25 protein-coding genes, 4 tRNA genes and 1 pseudogene are annotated in these 26,437 nt (G+C 39.6%); 10 read left to right on the top strand and 20 right to left on the bottom strand.

Features of this window, described 5'->3' with window-relative positions; genetic code table 11:
- Positions 1–206 precede the first annotated feature (206 nt).
- Positions 207–650, top strand: a complete 444-nt coding sequence (locus FTU16_RS07950; RefSeq protein WP_180163043.1) for a hypothetical protein — start codon at positions 207–209, stop codon at positions 648–650.
- A gap of 55 nt (positions 651–705) precedes the next feature.
- Here FTU16_RS07950 and FTU16_RS07945 read toward each other — a convergent pair whose 3' ends face one another.
- Entirely contained in the window at positions 706–909 is a 204-nt protein-coding gene (locus FTU16_RS07945) for a hypothetical protein (protein ID WP_180163042.1), read from the bottom strand.
- A 443-nt stretch (positions 910–1,352) separates the two neighbouring features.
- Positions 1,353–1,985: a hypothetical protein gene (locus FTU16_RS07940; protein ID WP_168378943.1), complete on the bottom strand. Its 633-nt coding sequence runs from the start codon at positions 1,983–1,985 to the stop codon at positions 1,353–1,355.
- A gap of 107 nt (positions 1,986–2,092) precedes the next feature.
- Between FTU16_RS07940 and FTU16_RS07935 the strand changes: the two genes are divergently transcribed.
- Together FTU16_RS07935 and FTU16_RS07930 are read left to right on the top strand one after the other, a co-directional pair.
- Positions 2,093–2,494 (top strand): DUF3144 domain-containing protein, encoded by a 402-nt coding sequence (locus tag FTU16_RS07935; RefSeq protein ID WP_180088625.1) that lies wholly within the window; start codon positions 2,093–2,095, stop codon positions 2,492–2,494.
- A 172-nt stretch (positions 2,495–2,666) separates the two neighbouring features.
- A complete protein-coding gene (locus tag FTU16_RS07930) occupies positions 2,667–3,731 on the top strand; it encodes an amidohydrolase (RefSeq protein ID WP_180054500.1) in 1,065 nt (354 codons plus the stop codon).
- 81 nt (positions 3,732–3,812) lie between these two features.
- Here FTU16_RS07930 and FTU16_RS07925 read toward each other — a convergent pair whose 3' ends face one another.
- On the bottom strand, positions 3,813–6,581 hold the full coding sequence (locus FTU16_RS07925; protein ID WP_180163041.1) for a pitrilysin family protein: 2,769 nt from the start codon (positions 6,579–6,581) through the stop codon (positions 3,813–3,815).
- Between the two features lie 149 nt (positions 6,582–6,730).
- On the bottom strand, positions 6,731–7,552 hold the full coding sequence (locus FTU16_RS07920; RefSeq protein WP_180163040.1) for a PhzF family phenazine biosynthesis protein: 822 nt from the start codon (positions 7,550–7,552) through the stop codon (positions 6,731–6,733).
- Positions 7,553–7,656: 104 nt separating this feature from the next.
- On the opposite strand from FTU16_RS07920, the gene FTU16_RS07915 reads away from it, so the two are divergent.
- Positions 7,657–8,265 (top strand): flavin reductase family protein, encoded by a 609-nt coding sequence (locus FTU16_RS07915; protein ID WP_180163039.1) that lies wholly within the window; start codon positions 7,657–7,659, stop codon positions 8,263–8,265.
- A 109-nt stretch (positions 8,266–8,374) separates the two neighbouring features.
- Positions 8,375–9,106: a hydroxyacylglutathione hydrolase gene (gene gloB / locus FTU16_RS07910; protein WP_180026842.1), complete on the top strand. Its 732-nt coding sequence runs from the start codon at positions 8,375–8,377 to the stop codon at positions 9,104–9,106.
- A 91-nt stretch (positions 9,107–9,197) separates the two neighbouring features.
- Here the strand turns inward: gloB and FTU16_RS07905 are convergent, their stop codons facing one another.
- Positions 9,198–9,422, bottom strand: coding sequence for a hypothetical protein (locus tag FTU16_RS07905; protein WP_180163050.1), 225 nt, complete (start codon positions 9,420–9,422; stop codon positions 9,198–9,200).
- Positions 9,423–9,903: 481 nt separating this feature from the next.
- On the opposite strand from FTU16_RS07905, the gene FTU16_RS07900 reads away from it, so the two are divergent.
- Positions 9,904–10,107, top strand: a complete 204-nt coding sequence (locus tag FTU16_RS07900) for a hypothetical protein (protein ID WP_078188846.1) — start codon at positions 9,904–9,906, stop codon at positions 10,105–10,107.
- Between the two features lie 309 nt (positions 10,108–10,416).
- Here FTU16_RS07900 and FTU16_RS07895 read toward each other — a convergent pair.
- From FTU16_RS07895 to FTU16_RS07870, 6 genes are all read right to left on the bottom strand, one after another.
- Positions 10,417–10,501, bottom strand: a tRNA-Leu gene (locus FTU16_RS07895).
- 73 nt (positions 10,502–10,574) lie between these two features.
- Positions 10,575–10,659, bottom strand: a tRNA-Leu gene (locus FTU16_RS07890).
- A gap of 36 nt (positions 10,660–10,695) precedes the next feature.
- Positions 10,696–10,769 (bottom strand) — tRNA-Trp (locus tag FTU16_RS07885).
- Positions 10,770–10,806: 37 nt separating this feature from the next.
- Positions 10,807–10,891, bottom strand: a tRNA-Leu gene (locus FTU16_RS07880).
- Between the two features lie 107 nt (positions 10,892–10,998).
- A complete protein-coding gene (locus FTU16_RS07875; RefSeq protein ID WP_180163038.1) occupies positions 10,999–11,823 on the bottom strand; it encodes a protein kinase in 825 nt (274 codons plus the stop codon).
- On the bottom strand, positions 11,801–13,312 hold the full coding sequence (locus FTU16_RS07870) for a DUF3336 domain-containing protein (RefSeq protein ID WP_180163037.1): 1,512 nt from the start codon (positions 13,310–13,312) through the stop codon (positions 11,801–11,803). Before FTU16_RS07870 ends, FTU16_RS07875 begins: the two co-directional genes overlap by 23 nt.
- Before the next feature lie 189 nt (positions 13,313–13,501).
- Between FTU16_RS07870 and FTU16_RS07865 the strand changes: the two genes are divergently transcribed.
- Complete coding sequence (locus tag FTU16_RS07865; protein WP_180163036.1) at positions 13,502–14,374, top strand: ATP-binding protein; 873 nt, start codon at positions 13,502–13,504, stop codon at positions 14,372–14,374.
- A 69-nt stretch (positions 14,375–14,443) separates the two neighbouring features.
- Here FTU16_RS07865 and FTU16_RS07860 read toward each other — a convergent pair whose 3' ends face one another.
- Together FTU16_RS07860 and FTU16_RS07855 are read right to left on the bottom strand one after the other, a co-directional pair.
- The gene (locus FTU16_RS07860; RefSeq protein WP_180163035.1) at positions 14,444–15,787 is read right to left on the bottom strand and encodes an amidase; all 1,344 of its coding nucleotides are present in this window, start codon (positions 15,785–15,787) and stop codon (positions 14,444–14,446) included.
- Positions 15,784–17,064, bottom strand: coding sequence for an MFS transporter (locus FTU16_RS07855; RefSeq protein ID WP_257227104.1), 1,281 nt, complete (start codon positions 17,062–17,064; stop codon positions 15,784–15,786). Before FTU16_RS07855 ends, FTU16_RS07860 begins: the two co-directional genes overlap by 4 nt.
- A 112-nt stretch (positions 17,065–17,176) precedes the next feature.
- On the opposite strand from FTU16_RS07855, the gene FTU16_RS07850 reads away from it, so the two are divergent.
- Positions 17,177–18,145, top strand: a complete 969-nt coding sequence (locus tag FTU16_RS07850) for an Lrp/AsnC family transcriptional regulator (protein WP_180163033.1) — start codon at positions 17,177–17,179, stop codon at positions 18,143–18,145.
- A gap of 38 nt (positions 18,146–18,183) precedes the next feature.
- Here the strand turns inward: FTU16_RS07850 and tsaD are convergent, their stop codons facing one another.
- Positions 18,184–19,200 (bottom strand): tRNA (adenosine(37)-N6)-threonylcarbamoyltransferase complex transferase subunit TsaD, encoded by a 1,017-nt coding sequence (gene tsaD / locus FTU16_RS07845; RefSeq protein ID WP_180163032.1) that lies wholly within the window; start codon positions 19,198–19,200, stop codon positions 18,184–18,186.
- 146 nt (positions 19,201–19,346) lie between these two features.
- Here tsaD and rpsU point away from each other — a divergent pair, with 146 nt between their 5' ends.
- Complete coding sequence (gene rpsU / locus FTU16_RS07840; RefSeq protein ID WP_001136722.1) at positions 19,347–19,562, top strand: 30S ribosomal protein S21; 216 nt, start codon at positions 19,347–19,349, stop codon at positions 19,560–19,562.
- Positions 19,563–19,601: 39 nt separating this feature from the next.
- Positions 19,602–20,048, top strand: coding sequence for a GatB/YqeY domain-containing protein (locus tag FTU16_RS07835; protein WP_078193617.1), 447 nt, complete (start codon positions 19,602–19,604; stop codon positions 20,046–20,048).
- Between the two features lie 112 nt (positions 20,049–20,160).
- Here the strand turns inward: FTU16_RS07835 and FTU16_RS07830 are convergent, their stop codons facing one another.
- The 6 genes and pseudogenes from FTU16_RS07830 to FTU16_RS07805 form a co-directional block, all read right to left on the bottom strand.
- Positions 20,161–20,718 carry a GNAT family N-acetyltransferase gene (locus FTU16_RS07830; protein ID WP_180163031.1) on the bottom strand — a complete coding sequence of 186 codons (558 nt, stop codon included), beginning with the start codon at positions 20,716–20,718 and terminating at the stop codon, positions 20,161–20,163.
- Between the two features lie 47 nt (positions 20,719–20,765).
- Entirely contained in the window at positions 20,766–21,125 is a 360-nt protein-coding gene (locus FTU16_RS07825; RefSeq protein WP_180026849.1) for a hypothetical protein, read from the bottom strand.
- A gap of 121 nt (positions 21,126–21,246) precedes the next feature.
- On the bottom strand, positions 21,247–22,686 hold the full coding sequence (locus FTU16_RS07820; RefSeq protein ID WP_180163030.1) for a M48 family metalloprotease: 1,440 nt from the start codon (positions 22,684–22,686) through the stop codon (positions 21,247–21,249).
- A gap of 85 nt (positions 22,687–22,771) precedes the next feature.
- Positions 22,772–23,727 (bottom strand): annotated as a pseudogene (locus tag FTU16_RS07815) (2-hydroxyacid dehydrogenase).
- Positions 23,717–24,361, bottom strand: coding sequence for a hypothetical protein (locus tag FTU16_RS07810; RefSeq protein WP_180163029.1), 645 nt, complete (start codon positions 24,359–24,361; stop codon positions 23,717–23,719). Before FTU16_RS07810 ends, FTU16_RS07815 begins: the two are co-directional and overlap by 11 nt.
- Before the next feature lie 171 nt (positions 24,362–24,532).
- The gene (locus FTU16_RS07805; protein ID WP_180059046.1) at positions 24,533–26,422 is read right to left on the bottom strand and encodes a M48 family metalloprotease; all 1,890 of its coding nucleotides are present in this window, start codon (positions 26,420–26,422) and stop codon (positions 24,533–24,535) included.
- Positions 26,423–26,437 lie beyond the last annotated feature (15 nt).

The following is a 26,437-nucleotide window of genomic DNA, read 5'->3' as shown; positions in this document are numbered from 1 at the left end:
ATGTGTCTCCCTTTTTATTTCTATCCTACATTGTCATAGAGATATTCATTTGTTAAACATTCAGATTCAAAGTCGGCTAATTTCAATTCATCATTTTTTTAGTTTGACTCAGTTACATTGAAATATTTTGAGAAGCTATTATTTTTATTTTCTGGATAAAAACTTTTAAAATAAGCTATCTGAAAACTTAGATTCAGGGTGGTTTTATGTTGAAAAGTCACATACCTGTAATTCATCCCCTATTTTCATTTTCACTTATTTTTATCATTTTCCCATTACTAAGTGCTTGTAGTGAACAACATAAGCCTGTGCAAAGCACCGAATTAAGGCGCACGGCATCCTTACAAGTCGAAAAGCCGCTTTCTCCAACTCAAAACTTTGATCAGACACGACGAACCTTTAAAGTCCTGCGCAATAATAATGAGGACTATGGTGATGAGTCTTACCAAATCAAAACCGATGCTGGCACACTGAGTATTTACAGCATGAACTTGAATCCGCAACAAGGTCTGTTACTATCTAGCGTCAAGTCCGGAGAATGTCTAACTCTATCGAGTCAAAGCGATAATTTAATTGCGGTTGATGGTTATATCAGTGTAATGGAATTAGGCGACATCAAAATTCATCCCTGCAAATCAACTTCAAAATAGTATTTGCATATCAGTCATTCAAAAAAACTAAGAAAATTGCGTTTAGACCTCGATGCTATTGGGGGTTTAATTCATGATCCATACTGATTGGACCTTGTGCTAATAACCCCCATGATTTCATCGCATTACTCACCATGCGTTGTAATTGCGTCAAGGCCATACCATCACGTGCTTGCATGGTCATCCCTTGTAATAATGGCATATAAAAATCAGTCAATTGCTCTGCATGGGCCAAACTTTCAATTTCGGCATTTGCCATAGTGGCTATTTTCACATTAGGGCGTGGATTACATAATCCAAAGCATCCTTGTGCAGCGAACTAAATTCACGTTCTAAGTAATATCGTCAACATATTTAATTAACTGATGTTACGCACGTAAAAGTAATTACGCATTTTTAAAATGATTTTTAAGTCTATTCGACGGAGTCTTACATCTAGGGTTTAAATAAAGGGATTAGCCTTCGGCTGGAAGTACTTTTGTTTCGGCAAAATGAGAAGCGAAGCTTCGCAAGGAAACCATCTTGCGGAGCAATGCTCCTCACCGCAAAACTCGTTCACTAGCGTCTACTTATTCAAAGTATCGCAAAAACATCTTTAAATAGATGTAGTTCTGTCTCAAACACTTGCGGATGACGTTGCCGCGTATCGCTCTTTTATTTGAATCAAATGGCGCTTCTGATGTTACTGCGTAACATCAGTAATTAACGATATTTCCCAAAGATTTTCCACGTATTGTTATCTGCTAAAGGGTCACTATAGCTATCGCTACGGGCTTTACGTGGTTTGTCACGGGCATCCACCAATTTAAACTCGTTTTCGACACTAAGTACAATGCCATTCACATAAAAACGAGTACGGGTATAATCACTTTGTCCATGTTGAAATACATAGGTTCTGAGGTCAATAAATTCACGGTGTGCGACCAAAGCAGCCGTATCATCGCTGTCTAGCCATAGCCGCATCGCTTGAATTTGATCTGCTTCAAACTGCCCACATTTTTCAACCAAACTTGCAATACCACGAAAGGTTTTAGATTCTTTCGCACGTGTTTTGTTGATTCGAATACGATCCACATGAAAATAAAAAAGCGGCAGATTCAAATGACTCGGCAAATGGATTGCATCAAGGACTTCATCTTCCACAAAGGGTTGAAATAAGTCTTGAGCACGTTCAATTAAGCCTGTCCACTGTGCATAATATTCGGCTACTTCAGACTGTGTACCATAATAAATGGGCAGCCCTTCTACATTGGCTAAGGTTGAGGGCGGCCAAATATTTTGTCGAAGTAATGCAATATCACTTTTCAGACTTTGCACTGCGATTGCGTCTTGCATGAAGCATTCCATTTTACTTAGGCTATTTTTTAGATTAAGTCAAAGGTTTAGTTTCTGCAAGGCTTTGCCTATAATACTGCATTAGATTTTTATGCTAGGACACATTCATGGTTCAAAAGATTGAAGCTACTGATGTAACCGAAGAAGAAGCGTTGAATGCAGCTTTCTTTGAACGTGCGGATGAATTTATTAAACAAGCCAATGAATTTTGTCGTGTTGAAAAAGGTTCTCAAGTTAAACCTGCAGAAATGCGCGGCCAAGTGAGTGCTGCCATGTTATTTGGTACTGCTCGCTTTAATACTTGGGTTGCTGCAAATGGCTTCAAAGATGGCAAAGAAATGCGTGATGCCAAAGATCAAGTGATGTCTTATATTCTTCAACAATTTCAAATGATGCTTGAAGATAATTATGATGAATATTGCGAACAGTTTGAAAACTATCTTCGCTTCCGTCATAACGAAGAATTCCATGCAAATAAGCATGATCACGACAACGATCATCAGCATTAATCAAAAGCCCTTCGGGGCTTTTTTTATACAACTTCTCTTTCACAAAGCTTTGATTTAATATTCAGTCATAACGTTGTATTTTCATCATTCAAACTATTTTCAGTACCTTGCGTATTCGGAAATACAATGAAATACGCAAGAAATGGACATGGTTTTAAGGACAAGGATAGCAATGCAGACGCTCGATTTTGCCATCGTGGATTCACATATACATCAATGGGATCCGTACAATACCCCACATGCCGCTTCACTTGCCGTGAAATTATTGGGTAAACATCCCTACTTGCTCGACAAAATGATGCGCTTAGTTAAGCCGCAAGAGTTAATTGACACAGTTGGTTTGACCAAACATGTGACGACACCGTATTTGCCTGAAAATTATAAGCAAGATGCAGGACATTATTTGGTTGATCAAATCGTACATGTAGAAGCGAGCTGGCATGACCATAAAGGCAAAGGGGTGGTTGGTGAAACCAAGTTTATTGAATCTTTAGACTTTAACGCTCAAAAAATTAAACTTGGCGCCATAGTCGGCACTGCAGACCCATGTGACAGTAGTTTTAAGAAAATTCTTAAAATGCATAAACAAGCCTCCCCACATTTTCGTGGCATACGAAAAATGGCAGCTGTACATGAAGACCCAAAAGTTCATGCATGGACCAATGAGCCCCATCTCTATACCAATAAAAAATTTATGAAAGGTTTTGAAGCTCTTGCTCAAATGAATTTAAGTTTTGATGCATGGGTTTATTCAGACCAGATTCGTGATTTAACCGCTTTAGCACGTGCTTTCCCTGAAACATCTATCGTTCTGGATCATTTTGGGACACCTGTCGGTGCCTTTGGACCTGTCGGCTCACATACAGGCTTAACCCAAACTTCACGTGACAATATCTTGTTTCGTTGGAAAGATGATTTAGCTGAACTGGCAAGTTGCCCAAATGTTTATACCAAAATGTCTGGATTATTCATGCCTGTACTGGGTCATCAGTTTCATAAAGAACAACGCCTTGCATCCAAACAAGAGATTTTCGATTGCGCCTTTCCGCTTATTTCTCATGCTCTACAATGCTTTGGGAAATACCGTGTGATGTTTGGCTCTAACTTCCCGATGGATAGTGTGAGTGCATCCTTGGTGAATATTATTGACGCCTTTTCAGATGCGGTCGCGAGTTATGATCATGATGCGCTGACTTTAGTCTTCCAACAAAATGCCCGTCAGTTCTACCGCCTATAAGTTCGTTAAGAAAATCTTGCTATCAAGTTATCCATTGCAGCTCAAAAAAAATCCTCCAGATGGAGGATTTTTTTATTAAGTTTATTTTTGAGTAGATTTTACAGCTTGACCATATTGGTCAGCCATCACCTCAACCAAACGCTCAGGTTGAATATATTTTTTGATGACAGCATTAACATCCGCTTTGGTCAAACTAGCAATGCGTTGATCACGCTTTTCACGATAGTTTAAATCACGACCTTTTTCTAACTGTGGAATCAACATACTATGAATGCGACGGTCATCTTCAAGTGCAGTTAAACGCTTTTTCAAAATACTGGCTTTGGCTGCTTCTACTTCCTGTTCCGTCACGCCATTTTTCAATAAGTTTTGCAAAACTTTATGAACAGACTGAGAAACTTGTGCTGATTTACCCGCAGTGTAGTTTGCATCAATACTCAGTACACCTGAATTCACCCATTCATCAAAATTAATGTCTGCACTAAAACCATAAACCAGTGCATTCTTTTCACGTAACTCTTGAGCTAAACGTGAAGACAACTGTGAATCACCAAGTATGTGGCGTAATACTTGTAACGCAGGAGAATCGGTATGCTCTACACCTACAGGTAGAGTCATAATGGCTTGGTAACTACCAAACTCACGCTGTTCAGACAATGCATGCACTTTCTGTGCAGGATACGCTGTAAATGTAGACTCTAAGCGTTGATATGGCTCGCTGGTTTTCCAATCTGCAAATTCTTTTTTCAGAATTTTTTCTATTTGCTTGGTATCAAAATCACCTGTTACCGCAATTTGTGCATGCTGTGTTTTAAAGAATTTTTGATGTAACTGCTGCACTTGATCACGTGTAGCCGACTCAATTTGTTTTTTCGCAAGTTCAGGTTCGAAGTGATAACGAATATCCCCCGGCTGATAGATCTCGACAATACGCGACAGTGTCATTGCAGCAACGGTATCCGGCTCTGTATAAGGTCGATCCAAACTCGATAAACTTTGCGCTTTAATTAAATCAAATTGTGACTGTTCAAATGCTGGATTTTTAATAACATCAATAACATATTGCAAAAAATCAGCAAATTTTTCTTTACGTGCAACCACCTGAATCATGAGACCATTATCATTTGCACTAACCGTTGCACCACCACCGACATCAATAATTTTATCGGCAATTTGCTGCAAACTTTGATCTTTAGATGCACGGAACATGAGATAAGCTGTCAAATCTAGCAACTCACCTTTATTCATTAAGCTTTTCGCTGTACCAAAATCCAATGCAATCGTAGCATAGGTCTTGTCGTCACGTGTTTTAGTTGGAAACAATGCATACTGAATGCCGTTTTTAAATTTAGCTCGTAGAATCTGTTTTTCTTTCTGATTTAAATATTGCTTAGACTCTGCAACATATTGCTTCACTTCAGCACGATAAACACTCGCATCTTTCAATGGCTCTTCTGCAGGCGCTTGCTGATCTAAAGTTTCAGCAGGTTTTGACGCAGCCTGTTGCTGTGCTTTCTTTTGATCTTCAGGTGTAGGCAGAATATTTCCTGTGACACGGTATTCGGGCTTTAGAAAGTCCTTATACACCTGATTCACGTCGCTTACATTCAGCTTTTGTACTTTATCTAAGTCTCGGAAATATTGAGACCAGTCCCCGTTATAAGCCACAGTATAAGAACTGAGACGTTCGCCAAGAGCCGTAGCGCTATTCTTAACATTGTCAGCCATATTTCGAGTCAAGCTTTTAACACGGTTTAGCTCGACGTCATTAAAGGCTTTATTCTGCTCTACACCTTGTGCCAGACTGGTTGCCACTTTGTTAGCATCATGACTTGGGCCATATATCGCCCCCATAAACACCAAATTAAAATCTTTATCTAACCATGTGGTGGATTGAACTGCGGTTGCTGTCCCTGTTTCCACCATGCTTTGATACAAATGCCCACTTGGCTGTAAGGTATACAAAGTTGGAGATACCGCCAAAGCGGTTTTAATCGGTTCGACTGCACCATTTAAATAAATATTAAATTTACCAAAGTCACTGCCCTTATGAACTGTAAATTCGCGTTGCTTTAATTTCGTTCCATCTAATTTAGGGACTTTGGCCTGTTCAGGAATTTGGCGTGCGGCAATTGGGCTAAATTGTTGATCAATTTGTTTTAATACAGCAGCTTTATCAAACTTACCAGAAATCACCATCACTGCATTATTTGGCGCATACCAACGGCGATAGAACTGGTTTAATTCGTTCATATTGATGGATTGAAGTTCTTTCAAATCACCTATCGGTAAGCGGCCTAAAGATTGATTGCCATAGGCTTCTTTTAAAACTTGGTCGATTAACACTGAAAATGGCTGATCTAAACGAATTTCACGTTCACGCTTAACGATATCAATTTCTGTCGGTACAAATTTTTCCTGAAGTACCAATTTGTCCATCCGTTCTGCTTCTAAATGCAAAACTTGATCGATTGAACTTTGTTCAGGACGAATCACATTGGTGTATTTCGTTGAATAATAATCCGTACTGGCATTGGTCATCAGCGTGAATTGGTCTAGGCGACGCTGAAATTCATCACCTTTGACATTTTCAGTGCCTTTAAAGGCCAAATGTTCAAGCAAATGCGCTAAACCACCTTTGCCCTCAGGGTCATTTAATGAACCCGTGAAATACACCGTATTCATAAACACTTTGCTTTCTTTATCGTTTTGCGCCAAAACCACACGAAAACCGTTGTCTAATTTATATTCTTCAATGGCTTGTTCAGTTTTAACCAATACAGGTTGAGCAAAGAGGCTTGTACTTAAACCTGCAAAAAAAAGTGAAAGCGTTAAATGTTTAATACGCATGTAATTCAAGTGTCCTCTATATTTAGCATCGATCAGCGCAGTGCTGTCGATCAGATTGGTTTTGATTTTATGCTGAGCTTTTCTGGATTAATAGTTACTTTTTATTAAATACATGCTGCAGAATGAGACAGCATGTATTTGATTTATGTTCAGATATAAATGTCAGACTGCATATACAAACACGCATAGCCTGAGATTTCTATACGGTCATTTTCGAGCATTTGACAGTGTAACTCACCACCACGACTCGATGCTTGATACGCTAAGATCTGACGTTTTTCTAGACGTTCTGCCCAAATAGGCACGATTCCAGTATGAATAGAACCTGTAACAGGATCTTCATTGATGCCATTACCCGGTGCAAAATAGCGTGAAATGCAGTCATATTGCTGGGCTGCCGCAGTGATTGCAACATCAGTAATCGTACCCGGCGCTGTAATTGCGGTGCGGATTTTGCCGAGTCGTTTTAAAATTTCAAAATTCGGTTGTTCATCCAAAACCTGTTGAGCCGTTTCGTATTCCACGATATACGCCTGCGCATTCAGATAAACCTGCTTAAAAGGTTGACTCAACCCTAGACGTAGCTCTTCAGGATATTCGCTCACGACCTGTGCCCGACGCACAGGGAAATTCATCAGAATTTTTCCATCTTCAGCTTTATTTACGCTAAAAATACCGAGATTTTTGACATGAAATTGGATATTTTTTTCAGCCGTATAAAACTCAAAAAGCACATAACTACTGGCCAATGTCGCATGTCCACAAAAATCCACTTCAGTGGTCGGTGTAAACCAACGAATTTCAAAATTGCTGCTGTCGATTTTTTTCACAAATGCAGTTTCAGACAGATTATTTTCCAAAGCAATCTGTTGCATCAAGTGTTCATCTAACCATTCATCTAACACCAAAACCGCCGCTGGGTTGCCATTAAATAACACTTGGGTAAATGCGTCTACTTGATACATTTTCATTGATAGAACTCCTGATTTAGTGATTTATATTAAAGGCTTTTGAAAATATTTCATGCGTTATATGCTATGTAGCAACACTTTTTAATAAAACATCTAAGTTTTAGATGAACTTAAATATAGGCACAATTTTGAAAACGCATATTCACCCCGTTCCTTTAGAAAAATCATACCGACTTTTAAATCATGGGCCGACTGTGCTCGTCTCTGCTCAGGATCAAACCCATACCGGTGTGATGACTGCGGCATGGGCATGCGCCTTAGAGTTCAATCCTGCAAAAGTGACGGTAGTACTGGATAAATCAACTAAAACACGTGAGATTATTGAAAATTCAGGTTATTTCGCCTTACAAGTACCAACACTGAAACAACTCAAACTGGTCTATGCACTTGGCATGATGAGCCAACGTGATGCGCCAGAAAAATTACGCCAATGTGGCGTGGAATTATTTCAATTTAATGCCTCAGATATTCCTGTGGTTGAAGGTTATGCTGCTTGGCTACTGTGCAAACTTATTCCTGAGCCGCACAATCAACGAGCGCACGATCTGTTTATTGGCGAAGTCATTGCTGCCTATGCAGACGACCGCGTCTTCCGTAACGGACATTGGTATTATCATGAAGTAGCAGATGAATGGAAAAGCCTACACCATATTGCTGGCGGGCACTTTTATACCATTGGTAATCCTGTATCTGTAGACGAGACACCAGACTAAAATAGCGCTATGAACTCTGTCGTTTATTTAGGGTTGAAAATCGATAATCATACCTTTTGAGCATTTTCATGCTAACTTTAACTTAATTTAAAATATTGAATGAATGGATATGACGTTTAAAATACATACATTGGATGTCAAAAATTCACTGCAAAATTATATTTGGCTGCTTGAGCACACCGAAAGCCATGATGTCATTGCAGTAGATCCTACTGAAGCCGCTTTGGTCGAGCGCTATTGTCAGGTATATCAGCTCAATCTTACGCAAATTTGGCTAACGCATTGGCATAAAGATCACGTCGGTGGTGTACCTGAACTTATTCAAAATAAAAACATTGCCGTTTACGGCCCCCGTGCAGAATTAAGCCGTATTCCATGGGTGAATTTTCCTCTCGATCATAATGACCGTTTTGAATTTCATGGTCTTGAAGTTGAAATAACAGCAACGCCCGGCCACACCCTCGGTCATATCGTATATTTTATCGATGACATTCATACACTTTTCTGTGGCGATGTATTATTTGCTATGGGCTGTGGACGTGTATTTGAAGGCACCTTTCAACAAATGTACGATTCCTTGAACCGTATAGCCGCATTCCCTGCTGAAACTCAAGTGTATTGTACTCACGAATACACCCTATCGAATGCGCAGTTTGCGCGGCATGTTGAACCTGACAACCTTGCCATACAACAGCGGTTTGATGAGGTTGAATCCCTACGCATGCTCGGGAAATGTACTTTGCCAAGCAGCATTGAATTAGAACTAGAAACCAATCCATTTTTACGTGCAGAAAGTGTTGAAGCGTTTCAGCGCTTAAGAGAACTTAAAGACAATTTTTAATTGGATTGAGAGGTATAAGCATTTTAAATTTCATCACAAATATACTGTTTTATTTGTGATGAATGTTTCGGGTCGATTTATCATTTTATATTTATAAAATTTGATTGCTTGCAGCAAATTCGTCCAATTCAGCTTGAGTCACAACTCGAACCGCTTGCATTTCATCGATACGCACCATCAATAAGCCACCTAATGCAGGCTGATAAAGTCGCGCACTGCCAAAAGGCGTATATGCCACTTTGGATTGCTCCGAAAAGACCAACCAATCTTCATGTCCAAGCATCACCGCAATAGGCGTCTGCCCCGCTTGTTGCATCTGTTCAATTTTTGCTTTGACATCGTGCTCAATGTTTTGCATGCATTCAATCTATTTATATCAATGGGACATAGTATAAAAGCATTTCGACAAATCTTGATGAGAAATAGCTTTGCATGCTCACCTATCCAGTTAATTTGGCTGTGAACAAGTCTTTATTTGCAATCAATACTGCACACCTAATCCACTATACTTTCTAAGTTAAGTCATCGCTTATTTTGCACACAGCTTCTCTATACGCATAGGATAGATTTTAAGCCAGCAGTTAAAACCCAAATTTCTAAAATACGTTATATTTACTTACATTAAGTTTAGCTTGTTATAAAACAGCGAGTTAAATGAATTTATACAGTTTACAAGCCGATAATCTGTTTATTTATCCATCAAAATTTCATATTTTAAAAAAAGTTTTCCATTTCCCCTTTAAAAAATATTTTGACACCCCTATTTAATATTTTAATGATTGATAAGGAGTTCGCTCGTGAAAAAAGTGGTTAAAGCAAAAAATTTAGTTGCCTTCCGTCTTTGGTTAGAAAAGTTAGGATATTCTGTTCGTACACTGGCAGATAATCGTGGATTTACATTCAGTTTTAAAAAAGAATATGGTTTAGTGACTGTAGATTTGTCTGGTAATGCTTTGGCCATGCAGCTCGGTGAAGAGTTTGAAGATCATTTAAAGGCATAATCTTCTCTATAATTTATTCGAACGATTTGAAATAAATGATTTAATTCGATTGATTCGAATCCGCATTTAAAAAACTTGCCCGTATATGCGGGCTTTTTTTTACCTTTGATGTTGCTGACACATTTTTATTGATTTAAATTTCAGACAATAAAAAAGCAAGATTAGACATCTTGCTGTATCTCCTGGTTCATCATCTTTCATTAGATTTATTTCATTAGATTATGTCTTCAAAAAAACCACGTTTGAGACACTGATTTTTTTCGAATTTCAAAAACAAAAAAGCAAGGTATAAAACCTTGCTTAATCTAATGGTGGGGACGGAGAGACTCGAACTCTCACACCTCGCGGCGCTGGAACCTAAATCCAGTGCGTCTACCAATTTCGCCACGTCCCCAACAGGATTGCTGACAATGTCAGACTTTAATTTGTTTTAAAAACCTGTTTATTTGGCAACTTAATAAATTAAGTGGTGGGGACGGAGAGACTCGAACTCTCACACCTCGCGGCGCTGGAACCTAAATCCAGTGCGTCTACCAATTTCGCCACGTCCCCAACAGGGTTGCTGACAATGTCAGACTTTTTAAAACTTGGCAGAGGATCAAGGATTCGAACCTTGACGAACGGTTTTGGAGACCGTCATGCTACCATTACACCAATCCTCTGTAACCTTCATTACCAAACTCATGTTTAGTAATTCAGTGGTGGGGACGGAGAGACTCGAACTCTCACACCTCGCGGCGCTGGAACCTAAATCCAGTGCGTCTACCAATTTCGCCACGTCCCCGATGGCTGTGTATATTATAGAGATCACCCCTACATGACAAGCCTTTTTTATAAAAAAGCATCTTGTTTGTTTAAATAAAAAACAATAGTGCTTTTTTTGTATTTTTCTTAAGCAAATTCAGCAACTAAGTCGCTTTTTAAGCGATAAAAATCCACCAATCTGTCATTTTTTTGCTTCATCAACATGTGTTGCAATAGCTGACTAAACCCTTGATATTGCATTGGCAGATCAAGCTTTAAGCGTTGGCAATGTAAATAGGCCCAATCTTGATAGTTTTTCGCCTCTAAACGCTGTGATGTCAGCCATTCCAAGAAAATAATCCCCAGCGCATAGATATCACTGTGCAAAGATTTCGCTTGTCCATGGAAAAGTTCTGGAGCCATATAACGTGGTGTCGCAGTTAAGGCATTTTGCTGATCAAAATCTAATGGTAGCGCTTGCTCAAAGTCGATGAGTCTGCACCGCCCTTGCCAATCCACAAAATGCTCTTGTTTTAAATCTGCATGTATCCAACCGTGCAAGCTTAATCGTTCAACCACATCGAGAGCTTGCCATAGCACCTGCCTCACCTGTTCGATGCTCAAACTCGATGCAGGCTGTAAGAACCAAGGCTCAGCATTCGGCAGTATTAATAAGCGATCAATAGGCTCTTGCTGAATACTGAGATACGACTGTTTTATCACTTGAAAAGGTAGCGTGATACTGTTTTGTGTAGACGCTTGATTGAATAGCTGGTACAGCTCAATTTCATGACCAAAACTAGCTACATGTTCAAGGCTGCTGTCACTGACTTGCGCCTTGAGCCAATAAAGTTGTTGATTGAATTGAAATTGATATAGACGACGGCCAAAAACCAAACTTTTGGATTTGGTTTTTGGCTCATAAATGATTTGCGTTAAATCCGTGGATTTAAACTGCAATAAACTCTGCATGTCGTTGACTGGGTTCATTTTGATAATTTAATAATTCCAAACAATGCTGAATGGTCTTACCGATGCGAGCTTGCGTTTCGATTAATGAAATCTTCGGCCATGTCGCTCTTTCACCTTCACGCTGCAAGACCTTAAACAGATAAGGTCGAGGATTTTGCAACATATAACTATAGTGTCTTAAGCCATATTTACCAACAATATTGACATCGCCATAGTAACGCTGATCCACCACGCCATAACCGTGATCAAGCAAACGTCTAACAGGTGGAATACTTCCTGCACGCTCACGGGCAAAATCCATCACCCCTTTACTAATCACCTTACCTTGACGACGAACGATCCGCTCAGGCCAACTCAACATACTTTTACGAAAGCGTGAAACATCATCCTGCATAAACGGCACAATATGCGGATTGACCTGACTGGCGATACTGTAATTAATATTATATAAACGCGCCATTTTCTCCTGTGGGAAATCACTGCGCACACTCCCATCTACCCAACGCGTTGCCGACATATATGGCGTAAATTGCCCGTCATAACGCTTACTGGTCAGTCGTACCGGTGGAAATAGAATAGGCACTGCACATGATGCCAGCACCGCACTCCATACCAACAAATCTGGTGATGTATAGGCATTCATAATTCTTGCATCTTGTGATGCATCATAAGGTGCAACTGCCACATTGATATGTAAACCTGATTGCTTATATGCTTCGGCAAAAGTTAAGTCACCTAAGTTTTCAACCAAAAACTTTTTCAGATATTTTACATCTGCCAAACCGCCATTACCCTGCACTAATTCAGTCAATTTACGGAAGTGAAATGCCTCACTAAAGAAGTTTTGTCCGTTTAATAAATTGGTAAATTCTGACGGTTTAGATACACCCAACATCCCGGTCATAATGGCGCCAGCACTGGAACCAGACAGAACTTTTGGCATTAAATCTTGTTCCATCAGTGCTTTACACACACCGGTATGAAACAAACCTAAAGTTGAACCGCCTGAAAACATCAAAACAGGTTGACCATACGCTTTTTGGCTTTGTTCAAAAAATTCAATTTTTTGTGCGGCATTGAGACAAACGCATTCTTCGGATGCGATAAAAGCCAAACTTTGACTCACCTCATCAACATAGTCTTCAATAATTTTTTTGGTGCCGACGTAGGCTACTGTAAACAGCAAGGGATGGGCAATATTGCCCACATCATAAGTTAAACCTTCACTTAAAATATACATCAAATCTCGAGTACGTTTCTGAGCTCGATATCGTCTCAGCAACCCTAAACGATGAGTAATAATTTCTGCATCAAAATACGGTGAACTATTATCGAATTTCCATTCTTGCGCACCCGATTCTTCGTCTATTTTAAGTGCGATATCTTTCCATTCTTCATAACATTCAGCACGGTCGAGCTGACGCTTTAATTTTTTTATCCGATATGCCTGATGTGGATTAATACTTTTTGAAAACCCTGTAAACAACATGACTATCCCTCAGCACACTTTAAACTGTTCACTCAGCTAGATTTATAACAACTTTTTGGTTGTTCGAATAGCGCTGATCTCCCAGAACAATCATTAAACTTTGACATATTTAGGCGATTATAACTGCATTATTGATGTACACTGCTGTCATATACTAACCAACAACAAGACACGACAAGCTGACTTATCATGGCTACAATTGATTTACCTGACAACATCCTTCAATCGCTATCTACTGTACTGTTACAACTACAGCACAGTTTGCCTGAGCTTAAACAAGCACCCGATTTTTCGAGTATCGCGTTCAAATGGCAAGATAAACAGCTTAAAGCCATTCAACAGCCCAAAGTCATGTATTTAGAAGACTTAAAAGGAATTGAGCGTCAAAAAGAAAAAGTGATTCAAAACACTTTACAGTTTATAAAAGGCTTACCTGCCAATGATGTTTTACTCACTGGCTCTCGTGGTACAGGTAAATCATCCATCGTCCGTGCCCTACTGACCCATTATGCAGATCAAGGTTTACGTTTAATTGAAATTGAGCGTGATGATTTATCTGATTTGCCAGAAATCCAAAAGTTAATTGAAAAGCGCCCTGAAAAATTTATCGTGTATTGTGATGATTTGGCATTCAATGCTGAAGATGAAAACTATCGCAGTTTAAAAAGTGTTTTGGACGGTTCATTACAATCAGGTTCAAGTAATTTTATTATTTATGCTACCAGTAACCGTCGTCATTTATTGCCTGAATTCATGCATGAAAATACACCTGTAACTAAGGTAGATGTTCCTCAATATACCGAGCTCCACCCACAGGAAGCGATTGAAGAAAAAATATCTCTTTCTGACCGCTTTGGGATGTGGCTGTCGTTTTACCCAATGGATCAAAATTTATATTTAGAAATTGTTGAACATTATTTGGCTAAAGCTGCAATGCCATGGACAGATGAAGCGCGTGCTGAGGCACTACGTTGGTGTCAAGGTCGTGGGCAACGTTCGGGGCGTGCTGCTTATCAGTTTTCAAAGCATTGGATTGGGTCAGAACAACTTAAACAAGCCTAGAGCCAAAAAACTAAATAAAAAAAGAACCGCAATAGCGGTTCTTTATAATTGAATATGACAAATGATTCTTTAATTCTGACAAATAGGTGGAAGCACAGAACGAATACCTAAACCATTGACAATTTTCTGCACTGTGTTTACCACATTAATATCATTAGCTTGATATGAAACCAACTGAATACCCATCGGCAGTCCGCTTTCACTTTGAGCCATTGGAAAAGCATAACTTGGTGCATCTAAATAGTTAAATGGACGCGTGTATTCACCCACATGACTAAACTCGATATCCATTGAGCTAGACACAGCTGCAAGGAATGGGCTCACTGGAAACAGCAAACATTGACCATTTAAAGAAGCTTTAAATGTTTGCTGAAACTCAGTTCGCTGTGCAATCAATGACTCGTATTTTTCCTGTGTAACACTCTTACCGCGCAGCACACGCTGACGAACTAATTCCCACATCTGTGTTTCAGCATTTTCAGCTGTATCGCCATGATATAAATAACTTTCATAAGCAATAATGTCAGACGTCCGGTCCGATAAATCATGAAAATCGAAATGTGCAGGTGGTTGCCAGTTTTTAATTTCGATTCCCAATGATTCAATGCGTTTTAGCCCTTCGCGCCAAAGGGTTAATACCTCAGGCTCAAGCGGATATGGAAATGCAGATTCATCTAAAGCATAAATTACATTTTGACTTGATGCCGCTCCAACATCTACATCCATCAATACATTGACTAAAGCGCTAATATCATCTGCAAATCGTGCAAAAGGCCCTAGAGTATCTAAAGTTTTGGATAAAGGTACTGCACCCGTGTCGGCAATTTTATGGGCTGAAGGTTTAAAACCAAATATGCCATTTAATGCTGCTGGTGTACGAATCGAACCACCTGTATCACCACCAAAGGCCATAGGACTAAGACCACTAGCCACAGCAACCGCTGAACCTGAAGATGATCCACCCGGTGCAAATTGCTGCTCTGCCCACGGGTTTTTAGGTGTGCCTTGCATTGGATTTTGACCAGACAAACCAAAAGCCAACTCGGTCATTTTAGTTTTACCTAAAATCACAAAACCTAAATCTTGCAATTGATCAACCAGTTTACAGTTCGCTTGCGCTTTTTGATCTAAATAAATCGTACCTGCATAGGTGATATGACCCGCTACATCCAGATTATCCTTTAGTAAAATTGGCACACCATGAAATGGACTCAATCGTGTGCCTTGCTGAAGCAACTCATCTAAATGTTGTGCCTGTTGCAAAGCCTCGATTTCGAATAATTCCGAAATACAATCTAGATGTTTAAATGTTTGGTTTCGATCAATATAAAATTGAACTGTCTCTACTGAAGTTATCTTTTTGCAGGCAATCTGGCGACCAAGCTCAAGTGCAGATAAATTCACAATATTCATTTTATATCTTCCAAACCTTTTCCTGCCGTTTCAGGCATTTTCATAAATGTGATTAATGTTAATAATGCGCCAACCAATACCATAAAGTAGAAATAATCTTGTTTACCAATACTTTGTAGCCAAGTTAGCACATACGGTGTTGTGCCGCCGAGTAAAGCCACCATCAAGTTGTAGGGTGCGCCAATGCCAACTGCACGAACTTCTGTCGGAAACTGTTCAGACATGACTGCTGGGCCAATGGCTGTATATAAAGCATATAAAACCAAGCCAAAAAGCTCGACCAATAAAATAGATACAAAAGTACCATCCATCCATTTAATGATTGGATAAAAGAACACTAAATATCCCACGGCAAATACGATCAACTGTGGTTTACGCCCAATTTTGTCTGATAGCCAGCCAAACACAGGCTGACACAACATAAAGATAATTAAGCCAACAGTATTTGCAGCAAAGGCTGTTTGTGGCTCTGCGCCTAAAACTTTAATGGCATAGGTCGGGACATAGACCACAAAAATATAGAATGCAAATGTTGTTAAGATAGAAATACCCACAATACGAAGCGTTTCTTTCGGATGACGTTTAACCAGTACAACCAAAGGATTTTTTACTGATTCTTTTTTATGGGTTATTTCGCTATCAGGTACTGATTTACGAATCCACATACCCACCAAGCCGCCAATCGCACCCAAAATAAACGGAATACGCCATCCATATTCGCTCATTTGCGTTTCAGTTAAAGTACTTGTTAAAGCCCAAGCAAGACCTGAGGCCATCAAAATACCAATCGCTGAACTGAAAAACATAAAGCTTGAATAGAATCCGCGTTTATTTTTCGGTGCCATCTCTGAAAGATAAGTTGCCGCTGAAGCGAACTCACCACCCAAAGATAAACCCTGAAGTAATCGCGCTAATACCAAAATAATCGGCGCAAAAATACCAATTGATTCATAGGTTGGTGAAAGACCTATCATCAAAGAACCACCTGCCATCATTATGATGGTTGCGGCCAAAGCTGCTTTTCGACCATAGCGGTCAGAAAAGATACCCAATACGATTCCACCTAATGGGCGCATGAAGAAACCTACAGCAAAAATTGCGAAGGTCGCAAGCAAGGATGCAGTTGGATCATCTGAAGGGAAAAATTGTTTCGCGAAAAATACTGCAAAAGTTGCATAAATCGTCCAATCGAACCATTCAATAGCATTTCCTACAGTTCCTGCAAGAATAACTTTCTTTTGTGATACATTTCCTTGTGTGGAAATTGAGTTTTGCATTTTTGACTCATCCATAAGCGTCTCATTTAATATTTAGACATAAATACAGGTTTTATTTTATTTTCTAGACTTAAATTTAGATTATAATTAGTTTTTAGACAAGTCAATCATCATGAGTGAATCTTTTAGTTTCGACGAAATCGATACTGCATGCATCAAAGCTCTTATCTCCAATCCGAGAGGATCATGGCGAGAACTGAGCCAGATTAGTGATGTCCCTGAAAAAAAGTTGTCTCGACGTCTAGGTAAGTTGCTAGATGACCAAGTTATACGAACTGCAATTGAATTAAATCCTGTGGTTGTTAATAAGGGTTACACCGTTCATGTCTGGATCAGTGTGAAATTTGGGAAGGAAAAAGAAGTTGCGCAATTTTTTGCAAACCGTCCAGAAGTACGCATTGTTTTTCTAACCACAGGACTTGCCGATATTTTCCTTGAAATTGGATTAGAAAAGGCCGCCGATCTCTCTGTTTGGATGCATGATTTTGTTACGCATATTCCGGATATTAAAACCGTAGAAACCCAAGCCGTATTAAAACCATTTACTTGGGCCAGCAAACCCAAAGCTTTAGAAGGTACAAGCGATAAAAACGTCAATTTTAGAAGTTTGACTGAAATAGAGTTAAAACTGATTCATGCTCTGTCTATTGATGGGCGTTCATCTATTAAAAGTTTGGCAGAGCAAATCGAACTCAGTGAACATAAAACTCAGAAATTATTGAATGATTTATTGGAAGAAGGCATTTTCAACATTCGTGTCGATGTAGAACCCAGTTTGATGGGCTATAAGTCCGAAGCGATTATTTTGATTAAAGCTCGTCCAGATGCAGCAAATCAAATTGCCAAGACCTTGTCTGAACTTAAAAACACACGCTGCCTATTTGGCATTAGTGGAGATTCACAATTTTTCTGGCATGTCCTATGTAATGATTCAAGTGATTTATGGAAACTCATTACAGAAGATCTTGGTAATTTTGAAGGCATTCAATCTTGCAATACCAACATGGTGACATTGGCATTAAAACGTGCAGGATTTATGCGAAAAATCAGCAGCGCGCAGTTATTTTCAAATTTAGATTAAAAAAAGAACCGCAAATGCGGTTCTTTTTTTAACGATTTTTACGCTTCGTTTGGATTACTTAATTCCGTCATCGGCCAACGCGGTGTAGTTGTAACAGACAAACCATCATACTGACCCGCTTTAAGACGCTGATAACCTGCAAACGCAATCATTGCGCCATTATCTGTACACAGTGCAGGTTCTGCATAAAACACATTTGCACGGATTTTTGCCACGTCAGCTTCTAAGCGCTCACGTAAACGCTTGTTTGCACTTACACCGCCGGCAATAACTAAACGTTTTAAACCAGTTTGTTTTAAGGCTTTGACTGATTTTTTCACCAATGTATCAACCAACGCTTCTTGGAAAGATGCAGCGATATCCGCCTCACGACCTTCGCCTTCAACTTTTTTCAATTGAACTGAAACGGCAGTTTTTAAACCACTAAATGAAAAATCTAAGCCTTGGTGTAGCATTGGACGTGGAAATTCAAAGGCATTGATGTCGCCATTGATCGCCAATTTCGAAATATTTGGACCACCTGGGTATGGTAGACCCATCATTTTAGCGACTTTATCGAATGCCTCACCTGCTGCATCATCAATCGACTCACCCAATAATTCATATTGACCAATTCCATAAGCAGCCATCAATTGAGTATGTCCGCCAGAGACTAAAAGTGCCACAAATGGAAATTCTGGTGGAGTTTTAGACAACAGCGGCGCCAACATATGACCTTCCATATGATGTACACCAATTGCAGGTTTATTCAGTGCAAATGCCAATGTACGACCAAACAATGCGCCTGTCATTAATGCACCCATCAAGCCCGGCCCGCGAGTATATGCAATGGCATCAATTTCAGATTTATCCATCTGACTTTCTTCAAGCAATTGTTTTAATAACGGAATTAACTTACGCACATGGTCACGTGAAGCTAATTCAGGTACCACACCACCATATTCTGCATGCAGTTTGATTTGGCTATACAATACTTGTCCGCGTAATCCTTGCTCACTATCGTAGAGTGCGAGTCCTGTTTCATCACACGAAGTTTCCAAGCCTAAAACGATCATTAAACTGCCTTTTGCCCATTTCAAAATATTGCGAAACCTATTATAGACTTGTGATATGAGATGTAAATGAGTAAAATACTGACCTTCACTTGTGATCAAGGGTAATTCGACCCGAGATCTTATCCATAACTTAATGAGGATTCTTCATGCCACAAGTTAAATTGAAAGAAGGCGAACCAGTAGACGTAGCTATCCGTCGTTTCAAACGTTCATGCGAAAAAGCAGGTGTTCTTGCTGACGTTCGTAAACGTGAATTCTACGAAAAACCAACTCAAGAACGTAAACGTAAAAAAGCTGCTGCTGTTAAACGCTACCAAAAGAAATTGGCTCGCGAATCAGTACGTACTACTCGCCTTTACTAAGATTAATTTGTGATTGATTGACTAACCTGGACAAGATAAATGACTACTTTAAAAAACCAAATAACTGAAGTTTTAAAAGCCGCTATGCGTGCTAAAGAAATGGATAAGTTAACGGTAATACGTAGTCTACAGGCAGCAATCAAGCAAATCGAAGTCGATGAGCGCATAGAGCTTGACGATAAGCAAGTTCTTGCGGTCATTGAAAAGCAAATCAAACAACGCAAAGAATCGGTTAAAGCCTTTTTAGGTGCAAACCGAGATGATTTAGCTAGTAAGGAACAAGCCGAGATTGAGGTGTTATCTCAATTTCTACCAGAAGCTATGACTGAGGAAGAACTTGATTCCATCATTGCGCAAACGATTACTGCGCAAGAAGCTACTAGCATGAAAGATATGGGTAAGGTGATGAACTCTCTACGTCCGCTCATAGCCGGACGTGCCGATCCTGCACAAGTTTCAGCTAAAATTAAAGCGAAACTCTCTTAATCTTTCATCTATATTGTTTGATTTGGTCTATTTAAGTACGCTGATGACTTAAATAGCCAAATTATCCAAATTCAAAAAAAATTCAAATCCATACATCATTTATTTTTCTTTATCATCTAACGATTTCATACTTACAAATATCTCGCCAACTTCCATCTACTGGATTTTGAATTGCAGCTTGTTCGATTTCAATCAATCTAAAATTTGCTCGTTCACATAGACGTCGTGCTTGCTTGTTTTCTGCATCTACAAAAGCATTTAATTGCTGAAATCCCAGATCATTCAATAATTGATCCACAAATAACTGCAAGGCTTCAGTCATCAAACCCTGCCCTTTAAATTCAACATTTCCCCAAAATCCAACAGCAGCTTGGTTTTCCAACCAATTGATTTGATGAATATCCATGACACCTAAAAAGTTATGCGACTGTTGCTCACGAATCACATAAACAAAATTTTCCTGATTTAACGCAGCCAACACTCTCGAATCACAAAATGCCAATGAAGCATCTAAATTAGGTTCTTGTAAAGACCAAGCCAAACTTGCAGGAAACATTCGTAAGGTTTCTATACTTTGACAGATCGCCTCATAAAGTGCTTTTGCATCGTGACGCTGAATCAACTGAAGCGTAATTCTGCCATGACGCATATCAAAATCATTGAGTTTCATTTTTATTCAGTTTCTCGTGATGATTTAAAATGCTTATAAATTTATTTTTAATTTAGGGTACATTGCACATTATATTTTTTTAATAATTGCATCTCTTTTGATGCGATCACCTGCTGAATCACATCCTGCTTATTCATATTACGGTACTCACGATCTAAAAATGCACGATTTTCGTCTGCAGCACGATATAGATCATTTACATAAGTCTGAACAATACCGCAGTATTTCACTTGCTGGTCTGCTTTAAATCCCTGTTGCTGTGGGTCTAACTGACTAAAAAATTGTCGTACATCGGTTTTATATTTTTCGTTAATATCATTCACAGCGATCACATATTGCTCTGCGCTCGCTGCTGCAATATTCGTTGCTAAGCCCAACAGACAGGCCGCCAAAATCATATTTTTCATTTGTAAGTTCTTAATCATAAACATTTTACATCCAGCTAGTTTACACTGATTAATCCAAGCCACTAAAACTACAATTTGCACTTTATAATCGACATAGATAAGTGCATCACATTTGAAATCTTTATATTTTTAATTTCCGTTCATTTTGCATTTCGTCTACACGTTGCTTGATTTTCGCAGAAAGACTTTTCGAGTCTTTGGCGATGCGCTGCGCCTGTAGCAAAGATTTAATCGCGCGTTCTTCATCCCCACCCCAATACTCTACTTCAGCTCGATAGCGCAGCACATTGACCGAACGGAAGCTTGCATCTTTGTCTGCATCAGCCATTTGCAACATCAGTCGCCAACCACTCAAGTCACGCGGATTTGCTTGTAAAAATCGCTGTAGAATCAGTTGTGCTTGTGCATATTCTTTGTTTCGAATCAAAGCCTCTGCATATTTATAATTTAATGCACGATTTTCAGGCATGATGATTGCCGAACTTTTCACAGCGTTCACGGCTTCAGCCGCTTTGTTTTGTCCCAACAGCACATCGGTCTGCAAAATAGTAAAAAGTGCATGCGATGCATTTTGTTTTGCCGCTTCATTCAATAACTTTTGAGCAGCACTAAAGTCGCCTTGTTTAATATGCAAGCTCACCAAAGCCAACTCAGCTGCATAATTCTTTTGCGCCACCATCGCATTTAATTGCAATTCAGTCGCCTGACCTGACAATACTCGACTATACCAGCGCAGAATTTCAAAATCTTGATCAACCAAACTAGTTTTAACTTGAGGCAACTGATTGGCACGTAAGCGCGCCTCGCTCATACGTTCCGTGGTTAAAGGATGTGTCAACCAAAAATCAGGCAGAAAGCTCACTCGACTCGTAGAGCGATGCATCACTTCAAAAAAGTCAGCCATGCTTTGCGGATTGTATCCTGCACGGTACATATACTGCATCCCGATGCGGTCTGCTTCACGTTCTTGATTGCGGCTATAGGTTAGCTGTTTATCCATCAAAGCGGCTTGTGAACCCATCATTACAGCCGCACCTACATCACCATCTGCCTGTGAGGCCACCAAGGCTCCGACCAAAATACCGGCTAGTGACAATAAACCTTGCCCTTTAAAAGCTTCTTGTGAACGACTGTAATGACGTTGTGAGACATGTGCAATTTCATGCGCCATCACCCCTGCCACTTCATCCATGTTGCGAGCTGAATTAATTAATCCAGCATTTAATGCAAATAAACCTCCCGGCACAGCAAAAGCGTTAATTTGTGGATCATTAATTAATAACAAACCGACCGGTTGGTTGAGTTGGGTTTGGCTCAAAATATGCGTAAAGACAGATAAAAGACGATCTTCCATCCACGGATTTTCAGTCACAGGAAGTTGACGATGCACCTCACGATACACTTTCTCACCAATGACACGTTCTTTTTGTTGATCCAACAAGCCGACGCCACTACCTATTTCAGGCACAGAAAATTGTGGGGATGAACTAAAATCTACGGACTGCGTCTGCGCCAATGTCGAACAAAGCCCGAGACCACATGCCAGTAAAATCTTTTTCAAAGTCTATTCTCTAAATTTCATATTCGTACTTCATCGAATATAGCATTGAATTTTGGTGAATTATGGAGAAAACTGTTGTGATTGTTTATTCAAATTTTGGATTGACCACATAGCGTGGCGCGCGCTCATGTACCAAAACATCCACTAGATTTTGATAAGCCAACTCTGCCATACGTTTACGGGTTGCCGCTGTTGCTGAACCCACATGGGGTAATGTCACGACATTGGCTAATGTAAATAATGGCGATTCTTGAAGCGGCTCTTGCTCATAAACATCTAAGCCTGCTGCAAAAATTTGACCACGACTTAATGCATCGATTAATGCGGCTTCATCAATCACTGAACCGCGTGAAATATTGACCAATACCGCATACGATTGCATCAAGGCCAACTCACGTTCACCAATTAAAGCTTTCGATTCTGCATTTAAATCCACTGCAACGACCACAAAGTCAGCACGTTGCAACAAATCATCCAAATGGCAATATTGCGCTGATAACGATTCAGCCAATTCAATTTTTTCTCGGCAATTATGATAGAGTACATTCATATTAAAGCCGTAGCGAGCACGACGCCCAATGGCTGCGCCAATATGTCCTAAGCCAATAATACCAATAGTTTTGCAAAGACATCCATGCCAAATTGCTCAGGGCCCACTGTACGCTTCCACTGCCCTTGTTTGGTCCATTGATCCAATACAGGCACTTTACGTGCCGCACTCATCAATAAGGTAAATGCTAAATCTGCTGTAGTTTCTGTCAACACATGTGGTGTATGACTCAACCAGATATTTTTTTGATTTAAAAATGCTAGATCATAGTTGTCATAACCTACACTTACACTTGAGATGACTTTTAATTGTGATGCATGGGCTAAATTTGAAGCATTCAACAAACGTCCCGCACCAATCATGGCGTCAGCATCTTTTGAATGCTCAAGAATTTGCTGATTCACATCGCCCAATTTAGGGCTAATTTGGAAAACTTTAAATTGCTGTTCTAAACGTTGAATTATTTCTTGATCTATTTGACTAAAAACCACTACTTTTTTTTTGCATAAATTGCCATAGGCGTTTTTTCAATAAAGGCTGTTCAATCATTTGCTGCAAAGATGCCAATGGATACACCTTCGCATGCTCTAAATGCGGAATATCGCCTAGGCAAATGACATTTTTATCCAAGCTCATCGCATCGATAAAACCTTGTACATAAGATGCTGCACCACGACCATCTTGCAAATTCACCCAACCAAATGGCCACTGTAAAGCAAAGAAATCGGCACTGACTGCGCGCTGAATATTGCTCCACAAAACTTGCTGCTCTGCCGTTAATTCTGTGGCATCAATGACAATGACACAGTGCATTAAACAGATGGCTTCTAAGTTAAACGAAGGGATTTGAACAATCGGACGAACTTCAACAGGCTCAACACCCTTAGGTTCATCTTTAGGTGCTTCTACAGGTTGATTTATAACAACATCAACGTTCTTTTTAAGCTCAGTCTGTGATGGAACAGGCGTTGGCTGAGGCGCATTTTTGAGTAGAATTTCAGAGACTATTTCAGGAGCCGCCTGATCTCGCCAAATATTTGAGCTAAATTGCTGACACGGTGCCGCCTGAGGAATCCATACATCAATTCCCATTGCCGCCATTATGCTTCGCTGATGCCCAATCATGCTTTCATTTTCACCTATTCAAGGCTTGATATTCTAACGGGATTCACACTTTTTTGCTGAACTTTTATAAAGCAATTAGACCACTCTATTTCTTTAATGATTTAGTAGAATCGCTCAAGCTACTTTTGATTCCCCCCACAATCTATTCATAAATCAAGCAGCTATAAACAATTATACGATCATTAAACTATTCTTCTTTTGCATTAATTCAACCATTTCAGCCGATTCAAATCCAATACGCCAATATAGCAACTGCAAAACATCCAACTCATCTTGCGTGATAATTCGATCATTCCATAGACATACTTCTGCAACCCCAAGGATGCTTAAACGCTCACGCAGCAACAATCCTGAAATATCATTTAGGATTTCAGCCAAGTCTATTGGCTCATCAGAAATATCACGATAAAACTCTAGTTCTTCTTTCGTTAAGATTCGATTGAGGATTTTTTCACGTACTTCGAGCTGGTTATCACTGTTAATTTGTTGCACATGCAACAAGGCATCAATCAAACGCACAATACTCGGTTTTACATCTTCTAATGATGTAGGTGTATGTGCAGGCAAAAGATTTAACTCATATTTCACTGTTTCAAGTAGCAAGGCATCGAGTAGACCAATTTCACCATCTTCTTGAATAATCTTAGCAAGCTTGGTTAAGAACTGCCGAGAAATCGTCGCAGGCATGGTGCCAATATTTTTACATGCTTCATGAAAAATTGAGATATGCACACGACCATCAAGATTCAATAAGGCATCTACAATCGCACGACTCACCTCAGCTTCAGTCGGAATAAACTCTCGGTACTGACGAATCATTAAAATCGCAACCATGACCTCACGCGAACCCGTTGCTGTTTGTAAGGCACGTTGGATTAATTCAGGTCTTTGCCAATTTTCACGAATCTCGGGGTTCAACGGTTTAATTGCATCTCTTATCGCAAAACTAATCGGTGATAAGCGCAGTAAAGGCAATGGTTGTGGCGAATTCCATGGTGTTGCAACATCTGGATTAGCTTCTTCTAGTGAACGGAATAAATAAAATAGCGGTTGGTTTCGCAGTTTTTTTAAATTTTCTAGTTGTAAATCATGAATGAGCGCTGGATTTAATTCAAAAATGCGCTGTTCAATACTCGGATGAATATTCATCCAGTTTTGCGGACTGAGTGAGTTTGCAAAACACATATGAGAAATCGATTCCGCATATTCACTATGAATTTGCGAACCTGAATGATGCACATAAATCCTTAATAAGGTTTGAATATTGGCATCATTTTGAATCAGACGTTTGGTTTTCTGATCATTGCGATAGGTTCGAGAACCCAAAGAGATATATTTAATAAAGCGGGAAATCAAAACACCCAAGCTTCCGATCAACCAAATGACCGCGCCAATCGCTACAAAGAGGGTTTCAAACTTATTGTCCCGTGCTTGTCCATTTTTATAGAAGCCACGTTTTGCAATTTTACTGCCCCACTGACTAAAGGTCGTCAACCCGCTATATAAGATTTTCAAACGGGTATTTTCTGCAGCTTCGCCCGACAAGATTTTATTAAATTCATGGCTCAGCAAACCATACATTTCCATCTCATCTAAGGTTTGTAAGGCACCCCAAGTTAAAATGATCGATGTATCTCGAGGGCTAAAACCAGCGGTGAGCGCATTCACGCCCACTTCATCAGGTAGGACATAAAGTGCGGGAGTATCGATTAGAAAGGTATCTGCCAGCTGCTCAGTCATACGCAGTGCAACACTTTCTTCTGGAATACTTTCTATCAGACTCAGACGACGCGCACCTAACTGTTTGGCAAGTGAATAACCACCTAAGCGAAAGGTGTAAAAATCATAGAGAACTGAAACCAACATAATCAGCAGCACAGCCGCCACTAAAAATGGGCTAAGGACATGCCAATAGATAGACTGAGTGGAATCATAATAATCCACAATTAAACCGACAATTACATTAATAATTGCGACGGTCAAAAACACTGCCGCCATACACATGGTGACAGGCCAAAACATATTTTTGTTTTTTATAAAATCATAACCCACACGTCTCAATGTAATACCCTTAAG

The organism is Acinetobacter sp. YH12069 (assembly GCF_013419675.1).
GTDB lineage: Bacteria > Pseudomonadota > Gammaproteobacteria > Pseudomonadales > Moraxellaceae > Acinetobacter > Acinetobacter amyesii.
The sequence above is the reverse complement of the archived record's forward strand: the minus strand, read 5'-3'. Positions and strand labels throughout refer to the sequence as shown.